The organism is Nocardia pseudovaccinii, from assembly GCF_050942345.1.
Classification (GTDB): Bacteria; Actinomycetota; Actinomycetes; order Mycobacteriales; family Mycobacteriaceae; genus Nocardia; species Nocardia pseudovaccinii.
This window is the reverse complement of record NZ_CP192074.1, coordinates 8,248,936-8,267,563: the sequence shown is the minus strand read 5'-3', so window position 1 is coordinate 8,267,563 and position 18,628 is coordinate 8,248,936. Positions and strand designations below refer to the sequence as shown.

The window sequence follows — 18,628 nt, the reverse complement described above, 5'->3', positions numbered from 1 at the left end:
TGAGAGGTGGTAGCGATGGCCCGCCCGGTGGGCGATGCAGACCTGGCGGTCTTGTTCGCGGCGTCCGGACCCGATGCGGCACCGGCGTACGAGCGGATCAAGACCCTTATCCGCACGCAGATCGGTGCCGGACGCTGGGTCGCGGGGGATCAGCTGCCCTCGGAGCATCAGCTGGTCGACGCGCTCGGAATCTCCCGCATGACGGTCAACCGGGCACTGCGTGAGCTGGCCGCGGCCGGGGTGGTCGTTCGGATGATGGGGGTCGGCACCTTCGTCGCACCCGCGAAGGTGGCCTCGCCGCTGTTCGAGGTGCGCAATATCGCCGATGAGATCCAGCAGCGCGGTCACCTGCACCGCACCGAGGTCATCTTTCTGCGCAGCGAACCTCTCGACACCGCCAACCCACTGCTCGACGATTGGCCGAGCGATTCGGTATTCCATTCGCTGCTGGTGCATTTCGACGACGAGGTGCCGATCCAGGTGGAGGACCGCTACGTCAACCCCGCGGCCGCACCCGGCTATCTCGACCAGAATTTCGCCGGGATCACCCCGAACCGGTACCTCAGCGAGGTGGCCCCGCTGGTGCGCGGTGAGCACGTCGTCGAGGCGGTACAGGGCAGCCAGGAGGACTGCAGGCTACTGCGTATCCGCCGCACCGAACCGTGCCTCCAGATCCGCCGTCGCACTTGGTCCGCGAGTGCCTTGGTGAGCGTGGCGCGCCTGGTCCACCCCGGCTCCCGCAGTCGCCTCGAAGGTGCGTTCGGCGCCTGATCCGGCTGGGCGGGAACATCTCGCGCGCATCGATCCGCGCGCCACACCCATTTTCGCCACGATTTCGTGCGTGTTGCTGCGGATCGTGTGTGTTGCTGCGGATCGTGTGTGTTGCCGTGGATCGTGTGTGTTGCCGTGGATCGTGTGTGTTGCCGTGGATCGTGCGTTGCCGCGAAACATGCGCGTTGCGCAGAAGGTGCGCGGCGTCGCGGTCAGGTGCCGAATTGCATGGCGTGGGTGACGATCGCGTCGAGACGCGCGTGATGTGCACCCTTCCAATAGGTTCGGCCGCAGTCGACGCACTGTGCGAACGCGTCGTAGGTGCGCTCGGTCTCGTCCGGGAGCTGGCCGCGCAGGGTCTGCTTATCGGTTATCCGCAGCGGGCCGTTGCAGGCGGTGCAGCGGGTCCATGGCGCAAGGTGCGGTGCGAAACGCGATAGCACGTCGTCGAGTTGCTCGACGGGACGGTGACTGTAAATGTATGCGCCAGCAAATATTTCGCGTCGACGCAGCAGTCCGCGATCGCGGGAGAGCAGGATGCGATGTTCGGTTGCCGAGCGCGTGGCGAGTGCGGCGTCGCCGATATCCGGATTTTCGTAGGCGGTGTCGACGCCGAGCAGGCGCAGCCGCCGCGCCAGGGTGCCGAGGTGGATATCCAGCAGGAAACGCATCGGTTCGTCGAATCGCTGCGGGCGCGCCACGGCGCGCACCGACACCGACTCGCCGTCGATGGGCAGATACGACGGGTCCACGGACCGACCATCGACCAGCAGTTCGCCCACCTCGGTGAGCGGCACGCCGAGCGATTCCACGATATGTCCGAGCGTCGACACGGTGTCGATCCGCACGGGGGAGCTACCGTCCCGCTGTGCGGCCGCGACGAACAGCCGCAATTCGGGCGCGAAATCAATCGTGATCTGCGCGGTGCTCACGCGGCCAGCATGCCAGGGCATGCGGTCCGGCGACCACCCGGTTTTACAAAGTCCAGGGCTCGGCGCGGCGGCGGACCGGTGGCTCGGCGTTGGCCATCGCCTCGAGGTCCTCGAGGAATTTGTCGATACTGTCGGCCGCCACGTGTGTGGAGCCGATCTCGTAGCGGACCTTTTCCTCGGTGCTGTCCATGACCGTGGTGATGAGCTCGTCCTTCAGATCGCGGATGAGCTGGGTGCGCATCTGGGCGATCTGGTCGCGGCCCTGGCTGCGGACCCGGGCGACCTCGGCGTCGGCGAATTCGCGCATCTTGGCGATGATGCGTTCGGCGTCGGCGCGCGCGTCCTCGCGGATGTGCTCGAGTTCGGCCTGGGCGTCGGTCACCGCGTTGTCGTAGGCGCGTTTGGCCTCGACGAGGCGGTCGGCCGCCTGCTGGTTCTCCTCGAGCTGTTTCTGAATATTGTTCTGCGCCTTGGCCATCAGCCGCTTGACCGGCGGCGCCACCCATTTGACGATGACGAAGATGATGACCGCGAAACCGAAGAGCTGGCTGAAGAAGATCGGCCAGTCGAAGGTGATGTGGAAAATGCCCGAGTCCTCGGACCCGGCTGCGCGGATAGCCCCTTCGGCAAGGATGCCGCTGTTGAGGTTCATTGGCTACGCTCGTTCTGATTTGTGGCCGGCGCTGGTGCCGGCGTGCCGATCCTTGATGCCGAGCACTCGATCGGCCAATGTCTCGGCGAGCGGTTCGACAGCCTCACGCAGCTCCGCGGCCACTTGGTCCGCCTGGGCCCGCAGTTCCGTCGCGGATTCCGCGACGATCCTGTCGGCCTCGTCCTGCGCTTCACTTCGCAACTGCTCGAGGATAATTCGGCCCTCGTGCCTCGCCTGGTTCCTGATCTCGACCGCTTCACTGCGCGCCTGCGCGACGGCGGCCTGGTATTTCGCTTCGGCGTCGGCGAACAAGGACTTGGCTTCCTTGTTGTCGACCGCGGTTTCGGCGACTCTCGCCTCGCGTTCCGCCAATACCTTGCGTATCGGCGGAACGACGAAGAACCACATGACCCCGAGCACGATCAGGAAGATCAAAAGCTCGGCGAAGAATGTGCCGTTGGGGATCAGGAAGTTCCCCTCGGCAACAACATCCGTTCGCGGAGTCATACTGAATTACTTACCTGGAGTAGCGAATACGAAAAGCGCCATGAACGCTAGATTGATGAAGTACGCCGCCTCGACCAGACCGACGGTCAGGAAGAAGTTACCGCGGAGGCGACCCTCGGCTTCCGGCTGACGGGCAACGCCGTTGATCAACGCGGCGCCGGCGAGTCCGTCACCGATACCCGCGCCGATGGCGCCACCGCCCATAATGATGCCGCCGCCGATGAGCGCGCCCTGGACGATGGCCGCCGTTGTTGCGTCTGCCATTTTTCACTTCCTGTTCTTTACTGAGATCGATCGGCGGCGCCGATCCGTAGTTGTTTCGAGCGACACGAAGCGTCGCAGGGGCTAATGCTCGTCCTCCAGCGACATCGACTGGCTGAAGTAGAGGACGGTCAACAGCGAGAAGATGAATGCCTGGATGGCTCCGACGAAGAGATCGAAGAGTTTCCAGATGGCATTCGGCCCCCAGCTGATCCAGAACGGGAACAATGCGATCACCGAGACCATCACGCCGCCCGCGAACATGTTGCCGAACAATCGCAGCGACAGCGAGAGCGGTTTGGCGACTTCCTCGATGACATTGATGAAAACCATCGGGCCCCATCCGGTGTGGCCCTTCAGCAACTGCTTGGCATGGCCACCGGGGCCGCGCCGATAAATACCCGCACCCTGATACATGATGAAGACGAACAGGGCCAGCGCGTAGACGAAATTGACGTCCGACGCGGGCGGTGCGATCAATTCGCCGTGTCCGTACTGCACCGGCAGCACGGACAACCAGTTCGACAACAGGATGTAGATGAACAGCGTGACGGCCAGTGGCAGCGCGAACGGCGCGACCTTCATGCCGATCGCGCTTTCCACCTGGTTGCGCATCTGGACCGTGACGGTCTCGAAGAACAGTTGCACGCCGTTGGGTACGCCCGAAGTCAGCTTCGCCCGCAGGTAGAACGCCAGACCAAGCACGATCGCCGCCGCGAGAGCGGTCGAAATGATCGTGTCGACATTGAAGTCCATACCCCACAGATGCGCGACCGCATGTTCGCCGACCTTGATTTTCGGCTCTTCGGCGGGCGCTTCCTCCGCGAGCACCGGAAGCGCCGACTGGGCGATGAAGGCGAGTTGATTCGTCATGATTGCTGGCGAAGCTCCTTCACTTCAGGCAAGACGGTGACCAACACCAGAATCACTTGAAAGGCGGCCAGGCCGAAGAAGATTCCGATGCCGTGCGGCCTTGCCAGGAAACCCACTGCGAGCGAACCGCCGGTTATTGCGATCAGTCGAGTCGCCGAGGAGAGGTACAACCCCTGCTTCCTCGGTTTCTCGGCGTCGGCGACGCGGTTGACCGTCAATCGGGTCAGTTGGGCATTCACCCAACCGAGTCCGAGTCCGATGCAGATGAACATGCCTAGCAGCAGCCCGTCTAGTGGACCGGCCGCAGCAAGAGTCAACACGCCGACGCCTATTGCGAAGACGGTCGCACGGCGCATTCGGAGTGCATTGACATCCACCTCGACACCGTCCTCGGTCATCATCCCACCTCGTAGTGGGGTCTTGATTGATCGATAGCATACACATTAGGAACCCTTTTGCGAGGCAATGTTTTTGATCTTTCTCGGGCGGGTTTTCGTACGATGTCCATCGGGGGACAGTGTCATGCCGAAGACAACTTGATCAACCGAAGATCTTGGTTCGCGCCGGGTAAATCGGACAAAACGGTCACCGTATCGCTGGCCGCTATTGCTCGGCTTATTCGAGTTCGGCGCCTAATTTCGGTCATGTATTTGTAAAGAGATTCTAAAGCAATCGCCGGTAGGTCGAGCTGGAGTCGGCTGGCGGCAGCCGATCGGGCGATCGCCGTGGTATCCGGATACCGCATCCGGGCGGAAACTCTGGATAGCTGGCGCGCTGCCGTTCGGTCCGAACTGTACGGGGTGGCATGGTTCAGGTGAAGTCGAGGTCGGCGGCGCCGACCCAGGTGGTGAGTGCTTCGGTCAAGCCTGCGGTCATGGGTTCCTCGGTTGCCCATGCAACGTAACCGTCGGGGCGCAGCAGGACGGCGGCGGGGGCCGGGATCTCGCCGAGACCGGGGATGGACCAGTGCCCGGCGCGGCTGGCGGCGCTGATGATCTCGACCCGGTCGCGCCATTCCGGGACTGCGGGCACGTCGTTTCCATTGAGTACCAGCAGGACCGGGCGGCCCGCGCGCAGCAGTGCGTGGACGCGGGTTTCGCTGTCGGCGGTGCTGATATCGGCATCCGGGACGCGACGGCCGATGAGCGGGTGCTCGCCCTTGATGTCGTAGCGGATATCGAGTGCGGTGATCATCAGGCCGAGGCGGTGGCGCACCTGGTCCATATCGATCAGGTCGCTCATGATGTCGCGCAGTGCGTCGGCGTGTGGGCCGGGGCGTCCGAGCGCGGTCTGGGCGCGGGTGTTGTGCAGGACGCGCGCGGCGATGGGGTGGCGCTCGGACTCGTAGGTGTCGAGGAGTTCATCGGATGCGTTGCCGCGCAAGGTGGCGGCGAGCTTCCAGCCGAGATTCATCGCGTCCTGCAAACCCAGGTTCTGGCCCTGACCGCCCGCCGGGTAGTGGATGTGCGCGGCATCCCCGGCCAGGAAGACGCGGCCCACGCGGTAGCGGTCGGCTTGGCGGGCGGCATCGCTGTAGTGCGAGATCCAGCGCGGGCTGTGCATCCCGAAGTCGGTGCCCGCGAGTTCGGTGAAGTTGGCGCGGAAGTCCTCGAAACTCAGTTCGGCGCCGCGCTCCAGGACGAGGTCGTGGCGCTGCACGAGCAGTCGGTACCAGCCGGGCTCGAATTGGACCACAGAGAAGTCGCCCGCACCGGCGCGGTGCGCGAAGACGGTCTGTGCGGGCGGATCGGCCAGTTCGACATCGGCGAGCATGCCCGTCGCGGTCGCATCGGTGCCGACGTAGTCGATGCCCGCCAGTTTGCGTACCGCGCTGCGGCCGCCATCGCAGCCGACCAGGTAGGCCGCGCGAATCCGGCGTGGATTCGGGCCGCCGATTTCCACCTCGACACCCACCGCGTCCTGATGGAAACCGACAACGGGTGAACCCCACTGCACGACCGCGCCGAGTTCGGTTGCGCGTCGGTCGAGTTCGCGCTCGATCACCGACTGCAGGACGGCGAGGGTGTAGGGGTAGCGGGTATTGAAGTCGCTGAAGTCCAGGCGCAGGCCGCCGAAGTGCCCGGCCTGCATGACGCGGCCGAGCGGGAACAGGTCGTCGAGCAGGCCGCGCTGATCGAGCATTTCCATGGTGCGGGCGTGGATCCCACCCGCCCGCGATTCGCCGGTGCGCGCCGGAAGTCCATCGACGAGCTCGACATCCACGCCGGCCAAGCGCAGTTCGTAGGCCAGCATCAGCCCGGTCGGTCCGGCGCCGGCGATCACCACATCGGTCGTTTCCATGTCGGTCTCCTTAACGTTGTTAAGCGATTTAACGTTGTTAAGGAGACCAGAACATTGTTAAGGTGTCAAGGGGTCGGACAGCAGGAGGTGACAGTGAAGATCGATGCGACGGTGATCGCCGAGGCAGCGTTGGGTTTGCTCGACGAGGTCGGTCTCGACGGACTGACCATGCGGAAGGTGGCCGGGGCCCTGGATGTGCAGGCACCCGCCCTGTACTGGCATGTCAAGAACAAGCGCGAACTACTCGATGCGATGGCACGGCGGGTATTCGTCTCCGCTGTCGACGGGATCGAGGCGCCGCGGCAAGGAGAGGACTGGCAGGACTGGGTGGTGGCGGTGGCCGGACGGTTGCGCCGGTCGATGCTGCGCTATCGGGACGGGGCGAAGGTGCTGGCCGGAACTTATGTCAGCGATGAAGCCATGTGGCGCACCACGGAACTGACCCTGCGCACGCTCGAGGACGCGGGTTTCTCGGTGGACCATGCCGAGCGGGTGTTTCCGATCCTGCTGCACTACACGATCGGGTTCGTCATAGAGGAACAGGCGCAATCCGGCGCGGAGTACTCCGACGGCAATCCCTACGATCCCGCGCGGATGGCGCACACAGTCGATGCCGAGCGTTATCCGCGGACCGCCCGGATGGTGACCGAGCTGTTCGACGCCGATACCGATGTCGAATTCGAACGCGGCCTGCGGGTCATCCTGGCCGGAATCCTCGCCACTCGATCTTCGTGAGCGCTCAGCGGCCGAAGCCCACCAGACCGTCGGCGAGCGTGCTGACATTCAGCGCGTCGAGCACCTGTTGCCGGATGTCCGGGCATTGGGTGGTGGTGATGCGATCGACGATGGCCCGGTCCTTCACAACGGTGTCGTTGAGGCCGCCGTTGCGGGCCGCCCAATCGTGCACCGTGCCGTTGAAGCCGAGCTTGCCGAGCTGCGCGCCCTCGGTGCGCCAACGGTCGACCTCGGGTTCGAGCATGTCGCACAGCTGTTTTGCCGCCGTCGGGGTGATCTCGTCCGGATCGGGCACCTGTGCGGAGCTGCCCGGGGACGAGAAGGTGATGGTGATGTCGGGATGGGAGGTCGGCGTGGCGAGCACCGGGTCGAGGGGGCCGTTGCCGCCGCAGCCGGCGAGCAGGGCAACCGCCACGGTCGCCGCGGCCAGCGTGGCGATGGATCCGATCGAGGGCATCGGTACTCCTTATTATTCTTTTGTTTCCGGTGACAGCTCGTAGACGACGTAGGCGGTGCGCACCACCGGTAGAGCAACATTGCGTACTCGGATGCCGCCGGGGGTGGTGCCGCGTTCGGTGCCTGCGTGCGCGTGCCCGTGGATCGCGAGGTCGGCGCGCTGGTCATCGATGGTTTCGCCGAGTAGATAGGAACCGAGGAACGGGTAGATCTCGCGTGGCTCGCCGTGCAGGGTGTCGCTGATCGGGGAGTAGTGGGTCAGCGCGATCGTGATATCGGTGTGCAGGCCCGCCAGCGCGTCGCGCAGCATCTCCGCGAGGTCGACGGTGTGCGAGGCGAATTCGCGCATCACGCGTTCGCCGAAGACGCTCGCGCATTTGCCCGCGAAACCACCGCCGAAGCCCTTCGTCCCCGCGATGCCGAGGGTATGGCCATCGACCGCGAATTCTGTTGCGGTGCCTTCCAAGACGGTGATGCCGTGATCGGTGAGCTCGGCCGTGATCTCGTGCTGCGCGTCGCTGTGGTGGTCGTGATTGCCGAGCACCGCGACGACCGGAACGCCGAGATCGGCGAATTCCGCGGCGACGACGCGGCCTTCCTCGACCGTGCCGTGCCGGGTGAGATCACCGGCCAGCAGCAGCACATCGGCGCGGTCGTGCAGTTCCGCGAGCGCCGGGCGGAGTTCGCCGCCCGACTCGGCGCCGAGATGGATGTCACCGATTGCCGCGATCCGCATGCCACACTCCTTCCGGTCTCAGTCCGCCAGCGCCTCGGCGGCTCCCGGTGCGCAGGGCGGCGTGACGTGCACGTCGTTGTGGATGTGGGCGCGCGGAAGTTGTTCGCGCACGACCTTTTCCATCTGCAGCTTGCGTTCGATACTGCTCACCTCGCCGCCGAGGACGACGACATCGCCGCGGATCGTCACCTGCACCCCGAGCTCGGCGGTGCGCGGATCCTCGGCCAGCGCCCGGCGCAGGTGCGCGACCAGATATTGGGGTCGATCCATTCACACCACCCGCTTCGGTTCGATTACTCCGAGATCGTCCAGCAATCCGAGGAAGGCTCGGGCGTAGGGGGAAATGTCGGTTTCCTTGCGCACCCGCTCCCAATCCACTTGTTCGCGCAGATCGCGTGCGATCGTCAGCAGTGGGCTCAGGTCCAGTCGGTGCGCATCGAAGACCAGCAATTTGTCGATCATCAGGTCGGTCGCGCTGATCACCGGCGCCATCGTCGGGCCGACCCGCATCATGTCGGCGCGATCGAGCAATTCATCGGTGACGGCACGGTTGTTCGGCCGGTAGATCAGGTCGATGAGGACGCCGCTGTCATAGACCTTGGTCAGCCAGTCCTCGGGTGGATCGGCGACCCGCAATCCGCCGCGGGCCAGCGCACTGCGGGCCTGCGACAGGTCGGCGGGTTTGATGAAGATGTCGACGTCGTGCTCCGAGGCGGGCCCGCCGCGCGCGTACACCGCGCAACCACCCGCGACCGCGAAGCGGATACCGGCATCCGCCAGCGTGTTCACCGCCCGGGTGAGCGCGTGCAGCAGTTGGTCGATCGTCGGGACCATATGTGCGCCATACCCGCGGTTCGGTCGGCTAATCGCCCGCGGCGCCCGGCACGGCCATATCCGGCTCAGTCCTTGCCGAGCGCCCGCGCGAGTTGGCGCTTGTTCATCTTCGAGCGGCCCTTGATATTGCGTTGCCGGGCCTCGTTGTACAGCTGGTCACGGGTCGGGCCCTTCGGACCACTGCGGCCCGAGCGCTGCCCACCGCGCTGCTGCGGCGACTTGTCCTTTATCGAGGAGCGGCTCGCGGTCTTGGACTGCCCGGCTTGGGCGCGATTCTTATTGACTGTCCGCGCGGCGATTTCCTTCGCCCGCTTCCGGCTCGCGCCCCGGTCTTCTGCCGAGTCTCTGATGTGCTCGTACTGCCGTTCCTGTTTATTGCTCCATTCCTTTGGCATGTCACACCTCCTGGCCGCCGAGTACCCCGGCTCGTTTCGTGAAACCAGGGCGTGGGCTCGATAGGGGGAACGATCAGCGTCGATATGCTGGCCAGGTGAAGGTGGTTCCTGGCACGTTGGTGACCGTCGCCGATGATCTGGACGCGGTGACGACGGTCGGGCACGAGGACGATCCGGCCGATGCCGGGTTGACGAACGACGACGTCGCGGCGCTGTGGGCGTCGGTGCAGGCGTGGTACCGGATGGGGACGACGCCCGCGATTCAGACCTGTCTGCGGCGCAACGGGAAAATCGTGCTGAACCGAGCGATCGGGCACGGCTGGGGTAATGCGCCGAAAGACGGTCCGGATGCGGAGCAGGTGCTCGCGACGCCGGAGACACTGTTCTGCGGGTTCTCCACGGCCAAGGGTGTGGCCGCGACGCTGATGTTCATGCTGATCGAACAGGGTGCGTTCGCGCTGAATGATCCAGTGTGCGAATACATTCCGGAGTTCGCGGCGCACGGCAAGGATGCGATCACCATCGGCGATGTGCTGTCGCATTCGGCCGGAGTGCCGTTCATCACGCCGCCGTACAAGGGCGTCGAGCTGGTACTCGACGAGGAGTTGGCCGTACAGGGTTTGGCCGATCTGGTGCCGAGTTGGCCGCGGGGTCGGTTCCGGGTCTATCACGCACTGACCAGCGGTTTGATCCAACGGCTGCTGGTGCAGCGGGCCACCGGGAAGCGGATGCGCGAACATCTCGCCGAACAGGTGCTCGAACCGTTGGGCTTCCGCTGGAACAACTTCGGGGTCCGCCCCGAGGATGTCGACAAGGTCGTGCCCAGTGTGAAGACCGGCCCGCCACCGTCGCGCATGTCGATGCTTCTGGCGCGCAAGGCCCTCGGCGGCCGGATGGACGGTGCGACCGCCAGATCCGCGAATCGGGATTTCCTGACCGCCGAACTGCCGTCGGGCAATATCGTCACCACGGCCTACGAGCTGTCCCGTTTCTACGAAATCCTCACTCGCGGTGGCGAACTCGATGGCGTCCGGATCATCGAGCCCGGCACGCTCCGCGAAGCGATCCGCCCTGCGCGCCGCATACCCGGCCTGGCCGGACGAGTCAGCAGCGCGGGCTTCGAGCTCGGCGCTCGCCGCTCGAAGTTCGGGCGCAACACTCAGTCGCACTTCGGCCGCAGCGGCCTGACGACCCAGTACGGCTGGGCCGATCCCACCCGCGGACTCTCCGGCGCGATCCTCACCAGCGGCAAGGCCACCACCGACACCCAGCGCCCCTGGGCTCTGGTAGCCCAGATCTCGAACACCATCGGCCAACTCGCGCCCGCCGATCGGCTGTTCGGCACCGACTGATTCAGTTGTCGCGGATCGCCTCGGCGAGGATTTGTGCCGCGTGCCGAGGCCGGGCTTGCGGATCCAGGTGCTCGATTTGGGTTCGGCAGCTGAAACCGTCTGCCAGGACCAGGGTTCCGGGCTCGCGCTTGCGGATGGTCGGCATGAGTTTGTCTTCGGCGCAGGCTACCGAGACGTCGTAGTGGCCGCGTTCGAAGCCGAAGTTGCCTGCCAGGCCGCAGCATCCGGTATCCAGCACTTCGACGTCGAGTCCGGTTGCGGTCAAGAGCCTTTGGTCGGCCTCGTAGTGCAGGATCGCGTGCTGATGGCAGTGTGGTTGGACCATGGCGTGCACGTCGACGCGCGGGGATTCCCAGTCGTCGGCCTGTTCGGTGCGGATTTCGCCGAGGGTGCGGACCTGATTCGCCAGGCGGTGGGCGTCTTCGTCGCCGGGGAGCAGTTCGGTGAGATCGGAGCGGAAGACGGCGGCGCAGCTCGGTTCGAGCACGACGATCGGAGTGCTCGAGCGCAATTGGGGTTCGAGCTGACGCAAAGTGCGGCGCAATACTCGTTTCGCGGTGGGGAGTTGGCCGATGGAAATCCAAGTCAATCCGCAACAGACTGTGCGCCTTGGTATTTCGGTCTCGAATCCGGCGGCCTCCAGCACGGTCACCGCGGCTTCGGCTATTTCGGGGGCGAAGTTACTGGTGAAGGTGTCGGGCCACAGCAGCACTCGGCCGCGGTGGCCGCGCTCGTCCGCTGCGCGGCGGGCGAACTTCTCGGTGAAGCGTTCGCGGGCGAAGCGCGGCAGTTCGCGGCGCGGGTCCACACCGCCGAGCCGTTTGAGCAGCCCACCCGTGCCCCGGCTCTGTGCGAGTGCATTGGCCGGTGCGGATACGGCGGTGGCGAGGCGCGCCCACAGCGGGATCCAGCCCATCGAATAGTGCGCCATCGGCCGGACGCGGTGTTCGTAGTGGTGGGAGAGGAATTCGGCCTTGTAGGTGGCGGCCACGTTTCCGGTGAGTTCGGCCGCGAGTCGCGCCAGCGGGAGATCAATCATTCGTCCACCCCCTCCTGTCTCGGCACAGTGCGGCTACCCACTCCGGTGCGCGGCACACCCGCTGATTGCCTGCCCATTCGCTGGGTATGACCGGTCTGACCAACCCGGATACCAACAGGAGATCCTCATGAAGCAACAGGTTGGTGACTACGTCCTGCAACGACTACGGGAGTGGGGCGTTGACCAAGTCTTCGGATACCCCGGCGACGGCATCAACGGTCTGGTCGCCGCTTTCGGTCGCGCGCATAACAAACCACAGTTCGTGCAGGCCAGGCACGAGGAAATGGCGGCCTTCCAAGCCACCGGATTCGCCAAGTTCAGTGGGAAGGTCGGCGTCTGCACGGCCACCTCGGGACCGGGTGCGATCCATCTGCTGAATGGTCTCTACGACGCCAAACTGGACCATGTCCCGGTCGTGGCGATCGTCGGTCAGACCGCGCGCAGCGCCATGGGCGGCAGCTATCAGCAGGAAGTCGACCTGCAGAGTCTGTTCAAGGATGTTGCCAGCGATTATCTGGTCGAGGTCAATGTCTCGAGCCAATTGCCCAACGCGCTGGACCGGGCGTTCCGAACGGCGATGACCCGGCATGCGCCCACCGCGGTGATCATTCCCGCCGACTTGCAGGAAGAGCCCTACGAGCCGCCCGAACACGAGTTCAAGCAGGTGCCGTCCAGCCCACCGCATGCGGTGACTGCGACGGTGATCGCGCCGTACACCGAGATCGAACAAGCCGCCGAGATCATCGATGCCGGATCCAAGGTCGCGGTGCTCGTCGGTCAGGGCGCACGCTCGGCCGCCCGCGAGGTGGTCGAACTCGCCGAACTCACCGGTGCTGGTGTGGCGAAGGCGCTGCTCGGCAAGGATGTGCTGCCGGATGATCTGCCGTTCGTCACCGGGCCGATCGGGTTGCTCGGCAGCAGGCCGAGTTATGAAATGATGCGCGACTGCGACACTTTGGTCATCATCGGGTCGAATTTCCCTTATACCCAGTTCATGCCGGAGTTCGGTCAGGCGCGTGCCGTGCAGATCGATATCGACGGCACCATGATCGGCATGCGCTATCCGACCGAGGTGAATCTCGTCGGTGACGCGAAAGCCACACTGGCCGAACTCATTCCGCTATTGCGCCGCAAGCAGGATCGATCCTGGCGGGAGAAGATCGAGCAGAATGTGGTCCGCTGGTGGGACACGGTCGAGCGGCAGGCGATGTTGCAGGCCAAGCCGGTCAACCCGATGCGCGTGGTTTGGGAGCTGTCGAAACAGCTTCCCGATAATGCGATCGTCACCGCGGACTCCGGCTCGTCCACCAACTGGTATGCCCGCTGCCTGCGATTCCGCATCGGTACGCGCGGCTCGCTCTCGGGCACCCTGGCGACCATGGGACCCGGCGTGCCCTATGCCATCGGCGCCAAGTTCGCGCATCCGGAACGACCGGCGATCGCATTGGTCGGTGACGGTGCCATGCAGATGAACGGAATGGCCGAACTGCTCACCATCGCACGCTATTACCGGCTGTGGAGTGATCCCCGGCTGATCGTGTGCGTCTTCCACAACAATGATCTGAACCAGGTCACCTGGGAGCTGCGTTCCATGGGCGGCGCACCGAAATTCGAAGAGTCGCAGATACTTCCGGAAACCTCCTACGCCGATCTCGCGCGCTGTATGGGGCTGCCTTCGGTCGCGATCGACGATCCGGACCAGCTCGCCGACGCATGGAGCCTGGCGCTGAGCGCGGATCGTCCGGTGCTGATCGATGTGCGCTGCGATCCCGAAGTACCGCCGATTCCGCCGCATGCGACCTATGAGCAGATGAAAGACACGGCGGAGGCGGTTATGCGCGGCGATCCGGATGGCTGGCATCTGATGTGGCAGGGCGTCAAGACCAAGGCGCAGGAATTCGTCCCGCATCGGAGTTCGTCATGACCTTGCCATCGACCGAGGATGTCGTCGATCGGTTGACGGCCGGTCGCTGTCCTATGGTGCGGCTCGAATCGACCTCGCCTGTCGAAGCGACCTGCGCGCGGAATCCTCGCCCCTTAAACCCAGGCCAACCCGAGCTAGCCTCGAGTCATGTGCCGAAATATCACTGCCCTGCGTGGGCTGGAGCCCGCCGCCACCCCGGAAGAGGTGCATGCCGCGGCATTGCAGTACGTCCGCAAGGTCGGCGGGCTGTCCAGCATTTCCGCAGCTACGCGCCCTGCGGTCGATGCCGCCGTCGCCGATATCGCGGCCGCGACCATGCGGCTGCTCGAACAATTGCCCGAGCGGAAGGTTCCGCCCAAGAACGTGCCGCCGCTGCGGCGGCCCGAGGTGCAGGCGCGCATCGACGCGCATTCGCACGATTGACGCTGCTCTGAGCAGATCTGCTGTGGGCAGCGTGGCGAGATTTTTGCGGTAGGCGCGCGGCACGGTGGAGTCATGGCTCACGATGACAAGACACCGTTGTTCAGTTGGCGCGCCAGGGAGCAGCTGCTCAGCAGGCGGATTCTGGTGCTGGACGGACCGCTCGACGACGATAACGGGACGCTGCTCATGACGCAGCTGCTCACCTTGGCCGCCGAGGACGCCGAAGCGGGGATCTCATTGTGGATCCATTCCCCGGGTGGTTCGGTTCCGGCGATGCTCGCCATTCGCGATGTGATGCGGCTGGTGCCCTGCGAGGTCTCCACCCTGGCGCTCGGATTGGCTTGCAGCGCAGGACAATTCCTTTTATCCGCTGGTACGCCGGGTCGGCGGTTCGCCCTGCCGCACGCCAGGGTGCTGATGCATCAGGGCTCGGCCGGAATCGGCGGCAGTGCCGTCGACGTCGAGGTGCAGGCCGATGACCTGCGCTACACCGTGGAGACGGTGCTCGGCATTATCGCGGGGGATACCGGCCAGCCGTACGACCGCATCTACGAGGATTCGCTGCACGACCGCTGGTTCAGCGCGGCGCAGGCCAAGGAGTACGGCTTCATCGACCACATTGTCGGCTCGTTCGGGGAAATCGTGCCCCAGCGCCAGCGGATCGGAATTTCGGCATGACCTACACCATTCCCAATGTGATCGCCCAGCATCCGCGCGGCGGTGAGCGGATCACCGATATCTACTCGCATCTGCTCGCCGAGCGGATCGTCTACCTCGGCACCCCGATCGATTCCGGCGTCGCCAACGCGCTCATCGCCCAGCTGTTGCACCTGGAGTCGGAGAGTCCGGAGCAGGAGATCAATCTGTACATCAACTGCGAGGGCGGCGATCTGTCCGCGATGCTCGCGGTGTACGACACCATGCAATTCATCAAGGCTCCGGTGGCGACCACCTGCGTCGGCCAGGCCATCGCGGTCGGCGCGGTACTGCTGGCCGGTGGCGAACCCGGTCGCCGCTCCTTGCTGCCACACGCCCGGATCGTCCTGCATCAGCCCGCCGCCCGCGGTCAGGGCGCGATTCCCGATCTGATCCTGCAAGCCGACGAGCTGGTGCGGATGCGCGCGGAAATCGAGTCGATCCTGTCGCGGCACACCGGGCAACCAGCTGAGCGACTGCGTCACGACACCGACCGTGACCGCGTCTTCACCGCACAGGCGGCCGTCGACTACGGCCTGGTCGACCACGTGCTGGGTGCCCGCGCCGACTGATCAGGCGGCGAGTGCCATGAGGGTGGGTCCAGCACTCGCCCGCGGCGCGGCCTGCCGGGCGAAGGTGAGCCGACGATGAGTGCGCAATTCGTCGGCCACCTGCTCGGTGAGACCGAACAGGGTGGTGCCGAGCGCACCGGCCAGCGCCGCGATCATCTCGCTCGACGGCTCCTTGCGGCCCCGCTCGACCTCGGACAGGTACTGCGGCGAAATACCCGCGCGACCGGCGGTTTCGACGAGGGTCTCGCGTTGCTCCTGCCGCAGCGTGCGCAGCCGTTCGCCGAGCACCTCGCGCCACAGCGGTTCCGCGGTGTGCCGAGGTCGGTCGTCGCGTCCACCTCGGATCGAGTGCAGCTCGGTCATAGGGAGAGCGTACGACCGCGCCTGCCGATCCGGCCGGGCATTACGCTGTGGGCGGACAAACATGCGAAGGCCCCATGTCAACGGACACAGGGCCTTTCGCGTCGAGTCGGGATCAGGGCAGCGGAATCCACTGGCCGAAGAACCAGAAGCCGTGGCCCTGCGGCTGCTGATCATGCCGCTGCTGGTCCTGGCGCTGATCCCCGCGCTGCTGATCGTGGCCCTGCTGTTGCTGCTCGATACCCGGACGCTGATCCTGCCCCGGATCGGCGCTCGCAACACCCGCACCAACGCCGAGCAGACCGACCAGCACACCGCCCGCGATCGCACCCTTCGCCAGCTTCGACTTGATCTTCATCCACGTTCCTCCTGTTGTCGGGTCTCCATCCGAGACCGCCGACCCGTCCGATCCGGACCGACAAGACAATCTTGGAAGCGCAAGATTTGTGCACCCTAGCCTGTGGCTGTGAGTTAGCTGGGATCCATTCGCGAAGGTCGGATCCGGCGGCCGCCGCCTCGCCGGACAACTCCTCGTCGCCGTACATATTGCGAGATCGGTTGCCAGACTTCGGATCTGGGTGCCGATGGTCGGGGTGACACCCGCTCGATGACCAGTGTGGCCCGGTCGGCGTTTAATCTGAGCAGATGACCATCCGCAAGGTGACCGTCCTCGGAACCGGGGTATTGGGATCGCAGATCGCATTCCAGACCGCATTCCACGGATTCGATGTCACCGCCTACGACATCAGCGACGAGGCCATCGCCGGTGCTCGCGACCGTTTCGCCAAGCTCGCGGCGACATATCGCATCGAAGTGCCGGGCGGCGATAGCAAGGCCGAGCAGACCGAGGCGAGCATCGTGCTGACCACCGATCTCGCCGCGGCCGTGCAGGATGCCGACCTCGTGATCGAAGCGGTGCCGGAGGTGCTCACCGTCAAGGAGCAGACCTACCGGCAGCTGGGCGAACTCGCGCCCGCGAAGACGATCTTCGCGACCAACTCGTCCACCCTGCTGCCCAGCGATATCAAGGACTACACCGGCCGCCCCGGCAAATTCCTCGCGCTGCACTTCGCGAATCTGGTGTGGCGGTACAACACCGCCGAGGTGATGGGCACGCCCGAGACCGATCCGCAGGTCTTTCGGGCGGTCGTCGAGTTCGCCGCCGCGATCGGCATGGAGCCGATCGAATTGCACAAGGAGAAGGCGGGTTACGTCCTCAATTCGCTGCTCGTGCCGCTGCTCAATGCGGCCATGGCCCTCGGCGCGGGCGGATTCGCCGAACCGGAGGCGGTCGACAAGACCTGGCGGATCGGCACCGGCGCACCGGTCGGGCCATTCCAAATGCTCGACGTCATCGGCCTGACCACCCCCTACAACATCCTGGTCAACAGTGCGGAGGGGCAGGAACTCGCGGCCTGGCTCAAGACCAACTACATCGATAAGGGCAAGCTCGGCATCGCCACCGGAGAGGGTTTCTACAAGTACTCCGAATAGCTCACGGCACGACCACCGGATGCATTTCGAGGTCGATGCCGAGGCGCGTGAGCATTTCACGGAATTCGCTCGCCGGGTAGCGCTCGTTCTCGGGCACCAGACCGAGAACGGCGCCGCTCCCGGGTTCGGGCAGCGGGCGGATCCGGTCGACCGCCCGCTCTGCGACAGCTATTCCGGCGCGGGCTCGGGTTCGGGGGATTCGTCGGGGGGTGCGGTGACGACATCGATCTGTTCGCCGAGGTAGCGGACTACCACGGCGAGGACGGCCGCTACCGGTACCGCGAGGAAGGCGCCGACGATGCCGTAGAGGGAGCCGCCCGCGGTGATCGAGACCAGGACCACAACGGCATGCAGTTTCATGCTGCGCGCCTGCAGGACCGGTTGCAGTACATTGCCTTCCAACTGCTGGACCGCGATGATGATGCCGAGCACGATCAGCGCGGTGGTGACGCCATTGCCCACCAGTGCCACGAGCACCGCCAGCGCCCCGGCGACGAATGCGCCGACCATCGGCACGAAACCGCCCATGAAGGTGATCACCGCGAGCACGAATGCCAGTGGGACGTGCAGGATCACCAGTCCGGCGCCGATGAACACCGCGTCGATCAGACTCACCAGCGCCTGGACGCGGATGAATCCGCCGAGGGTGGACCAGATGCGATTGAGCACCTCCTCGAGGTGCCTGCCACCGCGACTGCCGAGTACGGCATGCAGCCACGGCAGCAGCCGTGGACCGTCCTTGACGAAGAAGAACGCCAGTACCAGTACCAGCAACAGCGTTACCAGCGTGGAGGTCGCGGTGGTCACGCCCGTGAAGACGCCGGAGGCGATCTGTTCCGAACTGGACTTCAACCGCTGTGTGATCGCGTCCACCGCCGCTTGCAGCTGCTCGTCGCGTATGCGCAGCGGCGGACCATGCAGCCAATCACGCACCTTGTTGACGCCCTCGGTGGATTTGTCGGCCAGCTCCGGGGCCTGGTCCACGACCGACGGGACGATCAGTGCGATGACACCGGCGAGGACTCCGATGAATCCGAGCAGGGTGACCGTTGCCGCGGCGCCGGGCCGAAAGCCGTGCGCCGTGAGCCAGCGGGTCGGCGGCCACAATATTGTCGCGACGATCAGTGCCAGCGCGATCGGCAGCAGTACCACCCAGAGCGCGGCGACGACGGTGCCGAGCACCCACGCCCCCGCAGCGATCGCCACGATGCACAGCGACCATTTGGCCAGCCAGATCAGTCCGGCGCCGATTGCGTCACCGCGATCGCGGGTCGGTGGGCGGATCTTCTCGGTGCCGTCCTGCTCACTCACGCCG

General features: G+C 65.1%; 24 protein-coding genes. 8 read left to right on the top strand and 16 right to left on the bottom strand.

Going from position 1 to position 18,628, the window contains the following annotated elements; genetic code table 11:
• Positions 1–15: 15 nt before the first annotated feature.
• A complete protein-coding gene (hutC, locus tag ACQPZ2_RS37490; RefSeq protein ID WP_433522727.1) occupies positions 16–771 on the top strand; it encodes a histidine utilization repressor in 756 nt (251 codons plus the stop codon).
• 212 nt (positions 772–983) lie between these two features.
• On the opposite strand, the gene ACQPZ2_RS37485 is transcribed toward hutC, so the two are convergent.
• From ACQPZ2_RS37485 to ACQPZ2_RS37455, 7 genes are all read right to left on the bottom strand, one after another.
• On the bottom strand, positions 984–1,703 hold the full coding sequence (locus ACQPZ2_RS37485) for a Mut7-C RNAse domain-containing protein (protein WP_433522726.1): 720 nt from the start codon (positions 1,701–1,703) through the stop codon (positions 984–986).
• Between the two features lie 43 nt (positions 1,704–1,746).
• Entirely contained in the window at positions 1,747–2,355 is a 609-nt protein-coding gene (locus ACQPZ2_RS37480; RefSeq protein ID WP_063043054.1) for a hypothetical protein, read from the bottom strand.
• A gap of 3 nt (positions 2,356–2,358) precedes the next feature.
• Positions 2,359–2,862, bottom strand: coding sequence for a F0F1 ATP synthase subunit B (locus ACQPZ2_RS37475; RefSeq protein WP_063043055.1), 504 nt, complete (start codon positions 2,860–2,862; stop codon positions 2,359–2,361).
• A gap of 6 nt (positions 2,863–2,868) precedes the next feature.
• Positions 2,869–3,126, bottom strand: a complete 258-nt coding sequence (locus ACQPZ2_RS37470) for a F0F1 ATP synthase subunit C (protein ID WP_040687366.1) — start codon at positions 3,124–3,126, stop codon at positions 2,869–2,871.
• 81 nt (positions 3,127–3,207) lie between these two features.
• Positions 3,208–3,879, bottom strand: coding sequence for a F0F1 ATP synthase subunit A (gene atpB / locus ACQPZ2_RS37465; RefSeq protein ID WP_433527627.1), 672 nt, complete (start codon positions 3,877–3,879; stop codon positions 3,208–3,210).
• A 113-nt stretch (positions 3,880–3,992) separates the two neighbouring features.
• On the bottom strand, positions 3,993–4,397 hold the full coding sequence (locus tag ACQPZ2_RS37460) for a hypothetical protein (protein WP_433522725.1): 405 nt from the start codon (positions 4,395–4,397) through the stop codon (positions 3,993–3,995).
• A 409-nt stretch (positions 4,398–4,806) separates the two neighbouring features.
• Positions 4,807–6,297 carry an FAD-dependent monooxygenase gene (locus tag ACQPZ2_RS37455; RefSeq protein ID WP_433522724.1) on the bottom strand — a complete coding sequence of 497 codons (1,491 nt, stop codon included), beginning with the start codon at positions 6,295–6,297 and terminating at the stop codon, positions 4,807–4,809.
• A 93-nt stretch (positions 6,298–6,390) separates the two neighbouring features.
• Here ACQPZ2_RS37455 and ACQPZ2_RS37450 point away from each other — a divergent pair, with 93 nt between their 5' ends.
• Entirely contained in the window at positions 6,391–7,032 is a 642-nt protein-coding gene (locus tag ACQPZ2_RS37450) for a TetR/AcrR family transcriptional regulator C-terminal domain-containing protein (protein ID WP_433522723.1), read from the top strand.
• 4 nt (positions 7,033–7,036) lie between these two features.
• On the opposite strand, the gene ACQPZ2_RS37445 is transcribed toward ACQPZ2_RS37450, so the two are convergent.
• The 5 genes from ACQPZ2_RS37445 to ACQPZ2_RS37425 form a co-directional block, all read right to left on the bottom strand.
• Positions 7,037–7,489 carry a hypothetical protein gene (locus ACQPZ2_RS37445; protein ID WP_433522722.1) on the bottom strand — a complete coding sequence of 151 codons (453 nt, stop codon included), beginning with the start codon at positions 7,487–7,489 and terminating at the stop codon, positions 7,037–7,039.
• A gap of 12 nt (positions 7,490–7,501) precedes the next feature.
• Positions 7,502–8,224 (bottom strand): metallophosphoesterase family protein, encoded by a 723-nt coding sequence (locus tag ACQPZ2_RS37440; protein WP_063043058.1) that lies wholly within the window; start codon positions 8,222–8,224, stop codon positions 7,502–7,504.
• 18 nt (positions 8,225–8,242) lie between these two features.
• Positions 8,243–8,494 (bottom strand): BON domain-containing protein, encoded by a 252-nt coding sequence (locus tag ACQPZ2_RS37435; RefSeq protein ID WP_063043059.1) that lies wholly within the window; start codon positions 8,492–8,494, stop codon positions 8,243–8,245.
• Positions 8,495–9,058, bottom strand: coding sequence for a nucleotidyltransferase family protein (locus ACQPZ2_RS37430; protein ID WP_433522721.1), 564 nt, complete (start codon positions 9,056–9,058; stop codon positions 8,495–8,497).
• Positions 9,059–9,123: 65 nt separating this feature from the next.
• A complete protein-coding gene (locus ACQPZ2_RS37425) occupies positions 9,124–9,453 on the bottom strand; it encodes a plasmid stabilization protein (RefSeq protein ID WP_433522720.1) in 330 nt (109 codons plus the stop codon).
• Positions 9,454–9,548: 95 nt separating this feature from the next.
• On the opposite strand from ACQPZ2_RS37425, the gene ACQPZ2_RS37420 reads away from it, so the two are divergent.
• A complete protein-coding gene (locus ACQPZ2_RS37420) occupies positions 9,549–10,805 on the top strand; it encodes a serine hydrolase domain-containing protein (RefSeq protein ID WP_433522719.1) in 1,257 nt (418 codons plus the stop codon).
• Between the two features lies 1 nt (position 10,806).
• On the opposite strand, the gene ACQPZ2_RS37415 is transcribed toward ACQPZ2_RS37420, so the two are convergent.
• On the bottom strand, positions 10,807–11,844 hold the full coding sequence (locus tag ACQPZ2_RS37415; protein WP_433522718.1) for a (Fe-S)-binding protein: 1,038 nt from the start codon (positions 11,842–11,844) through the stop codon (positions 10,807–10,809).
• A gap of 127 nt (positions 11,845–11,971) precedes the next feature.
• Between ACQPZ2_RS37415 and ACQPZ2_RS37410 the strand changes: the two genes are divergently transcribed.
• The 4 genes from ACQPZ2_RS37410 to ACQPZ2_RS37395 all read left to right on the top strand — a co-directional run bounded on the left by ACQPZ2_RS37410 (position 11,972) and on the right by ACQPZ2_RS37395 (position 15,459).
• Positions 11,972–13,768, top strand: coding sequence for a thiamine pyrophosphate-requiring protein (locus ACQPZ2_RS37410; protein ID WP_433522717.1), 1,797 nt, complete (start codon positions 11,972–11,974; stop codon positions 13,766–13,768).
• A gap of 147 nt (positions 13,769–13,915) precedes the next feature.
• A complete protein-coding gene (locus ACQPZ2_RS37405) occupies positions 13,916–14,191 on the top strand; it encodes a DUF2277 domain-containing protein (RefSeq protein WP_433522716.1) in 276 nt (91 codons plus the stop codon).
• A 72-nt stretch (positions 14,192–14,263) separates the two neighbouring features.
• Positions 14,264–14,869, top strand: a complete 606-nt coding sequence (locus ACQPZ2_RS37400; RefSeq protein ID WP_433522715.1) for a ClpP family protease — start codon at positions 14,264–14,266, stop codon at positions 14,867–14,869.
• Entirely contained in the window at positions 14,866–15,459 is a 594-nt protein-coding gene (locus ACQPZ2_RS37395) for a ClpP family protease (protein WP_433522714.1), read from the top strand. Before ACQPZ2_RS37400 ends, ACQPZ2_RS37395 begins: the two co-directional genes overlap by 4 nt.
• Here the strand turns inward: ACQPZ2_RS37395 and ACQPZ2_RS37390 are convergent, their stop codons facing one another.
• On the bottom strand, positions 15,460–15,822 hold the full coding sequence (locus tag ACQPZ2_RS37390; protein WP_433522713.1) for a helix-turn-helix domain-containing protein: 363 nt from the start codon (positions 15,820–15,822) through the stop codon (positions 15,460–15,462).
• 112 nt (positions 15,823–15,934) lie between these two features.
• Positions 15,935–16,177 carry a hypothetical protein gene (locus tag ACQPZ2_RS37385; RefSeq protein WP_063043078.1) on the bottom strand — a complete coding sequence of 81 codons (243 nt, stop codon included), beginning with the start codon at positions 16,175–16,177 and terminating at the stop codon, positions 15,935–15,937.
• 287 nt (positions 16,178–16,464) lie between these two features.
• On the opposite strand from ACQPZ2_RS37385, the gene ACQPZ2_RS37380 reads away from it, so the two are divergent.
• The gene (locus tag ACQPZ2_RS37380) at positions 16,465–17,313 is read left to right on the top strand and encodes a 3-hydroxyacyl-CoA dehydrogenase (protein ID WP_433522712.1); all 849 of its coding nucleotides are present in this window, start codon (positions 16,465–16,467) and stop codon (positions 17,311–17,313) included.
• 168 nt (positions 17,314–17,481) lie between these two features.
• On the opposite strand, the gene ACQPZ2_RS37375 is transcribed toward ACQPZ2_RS37380, so the two are convergent.
• Complete coding sequence (locus ACQPZ2_RS37375; protein WP_063043080.1) at positions 17,482–18,624, bottom strand: AI-2E family transporter; 1,143 nt, start codon at positions 18,622–18,624, stop codon at positions 17,482–17,484.
• Positions 18,625–18,628 lie beyond the last annotated feature (4 nt).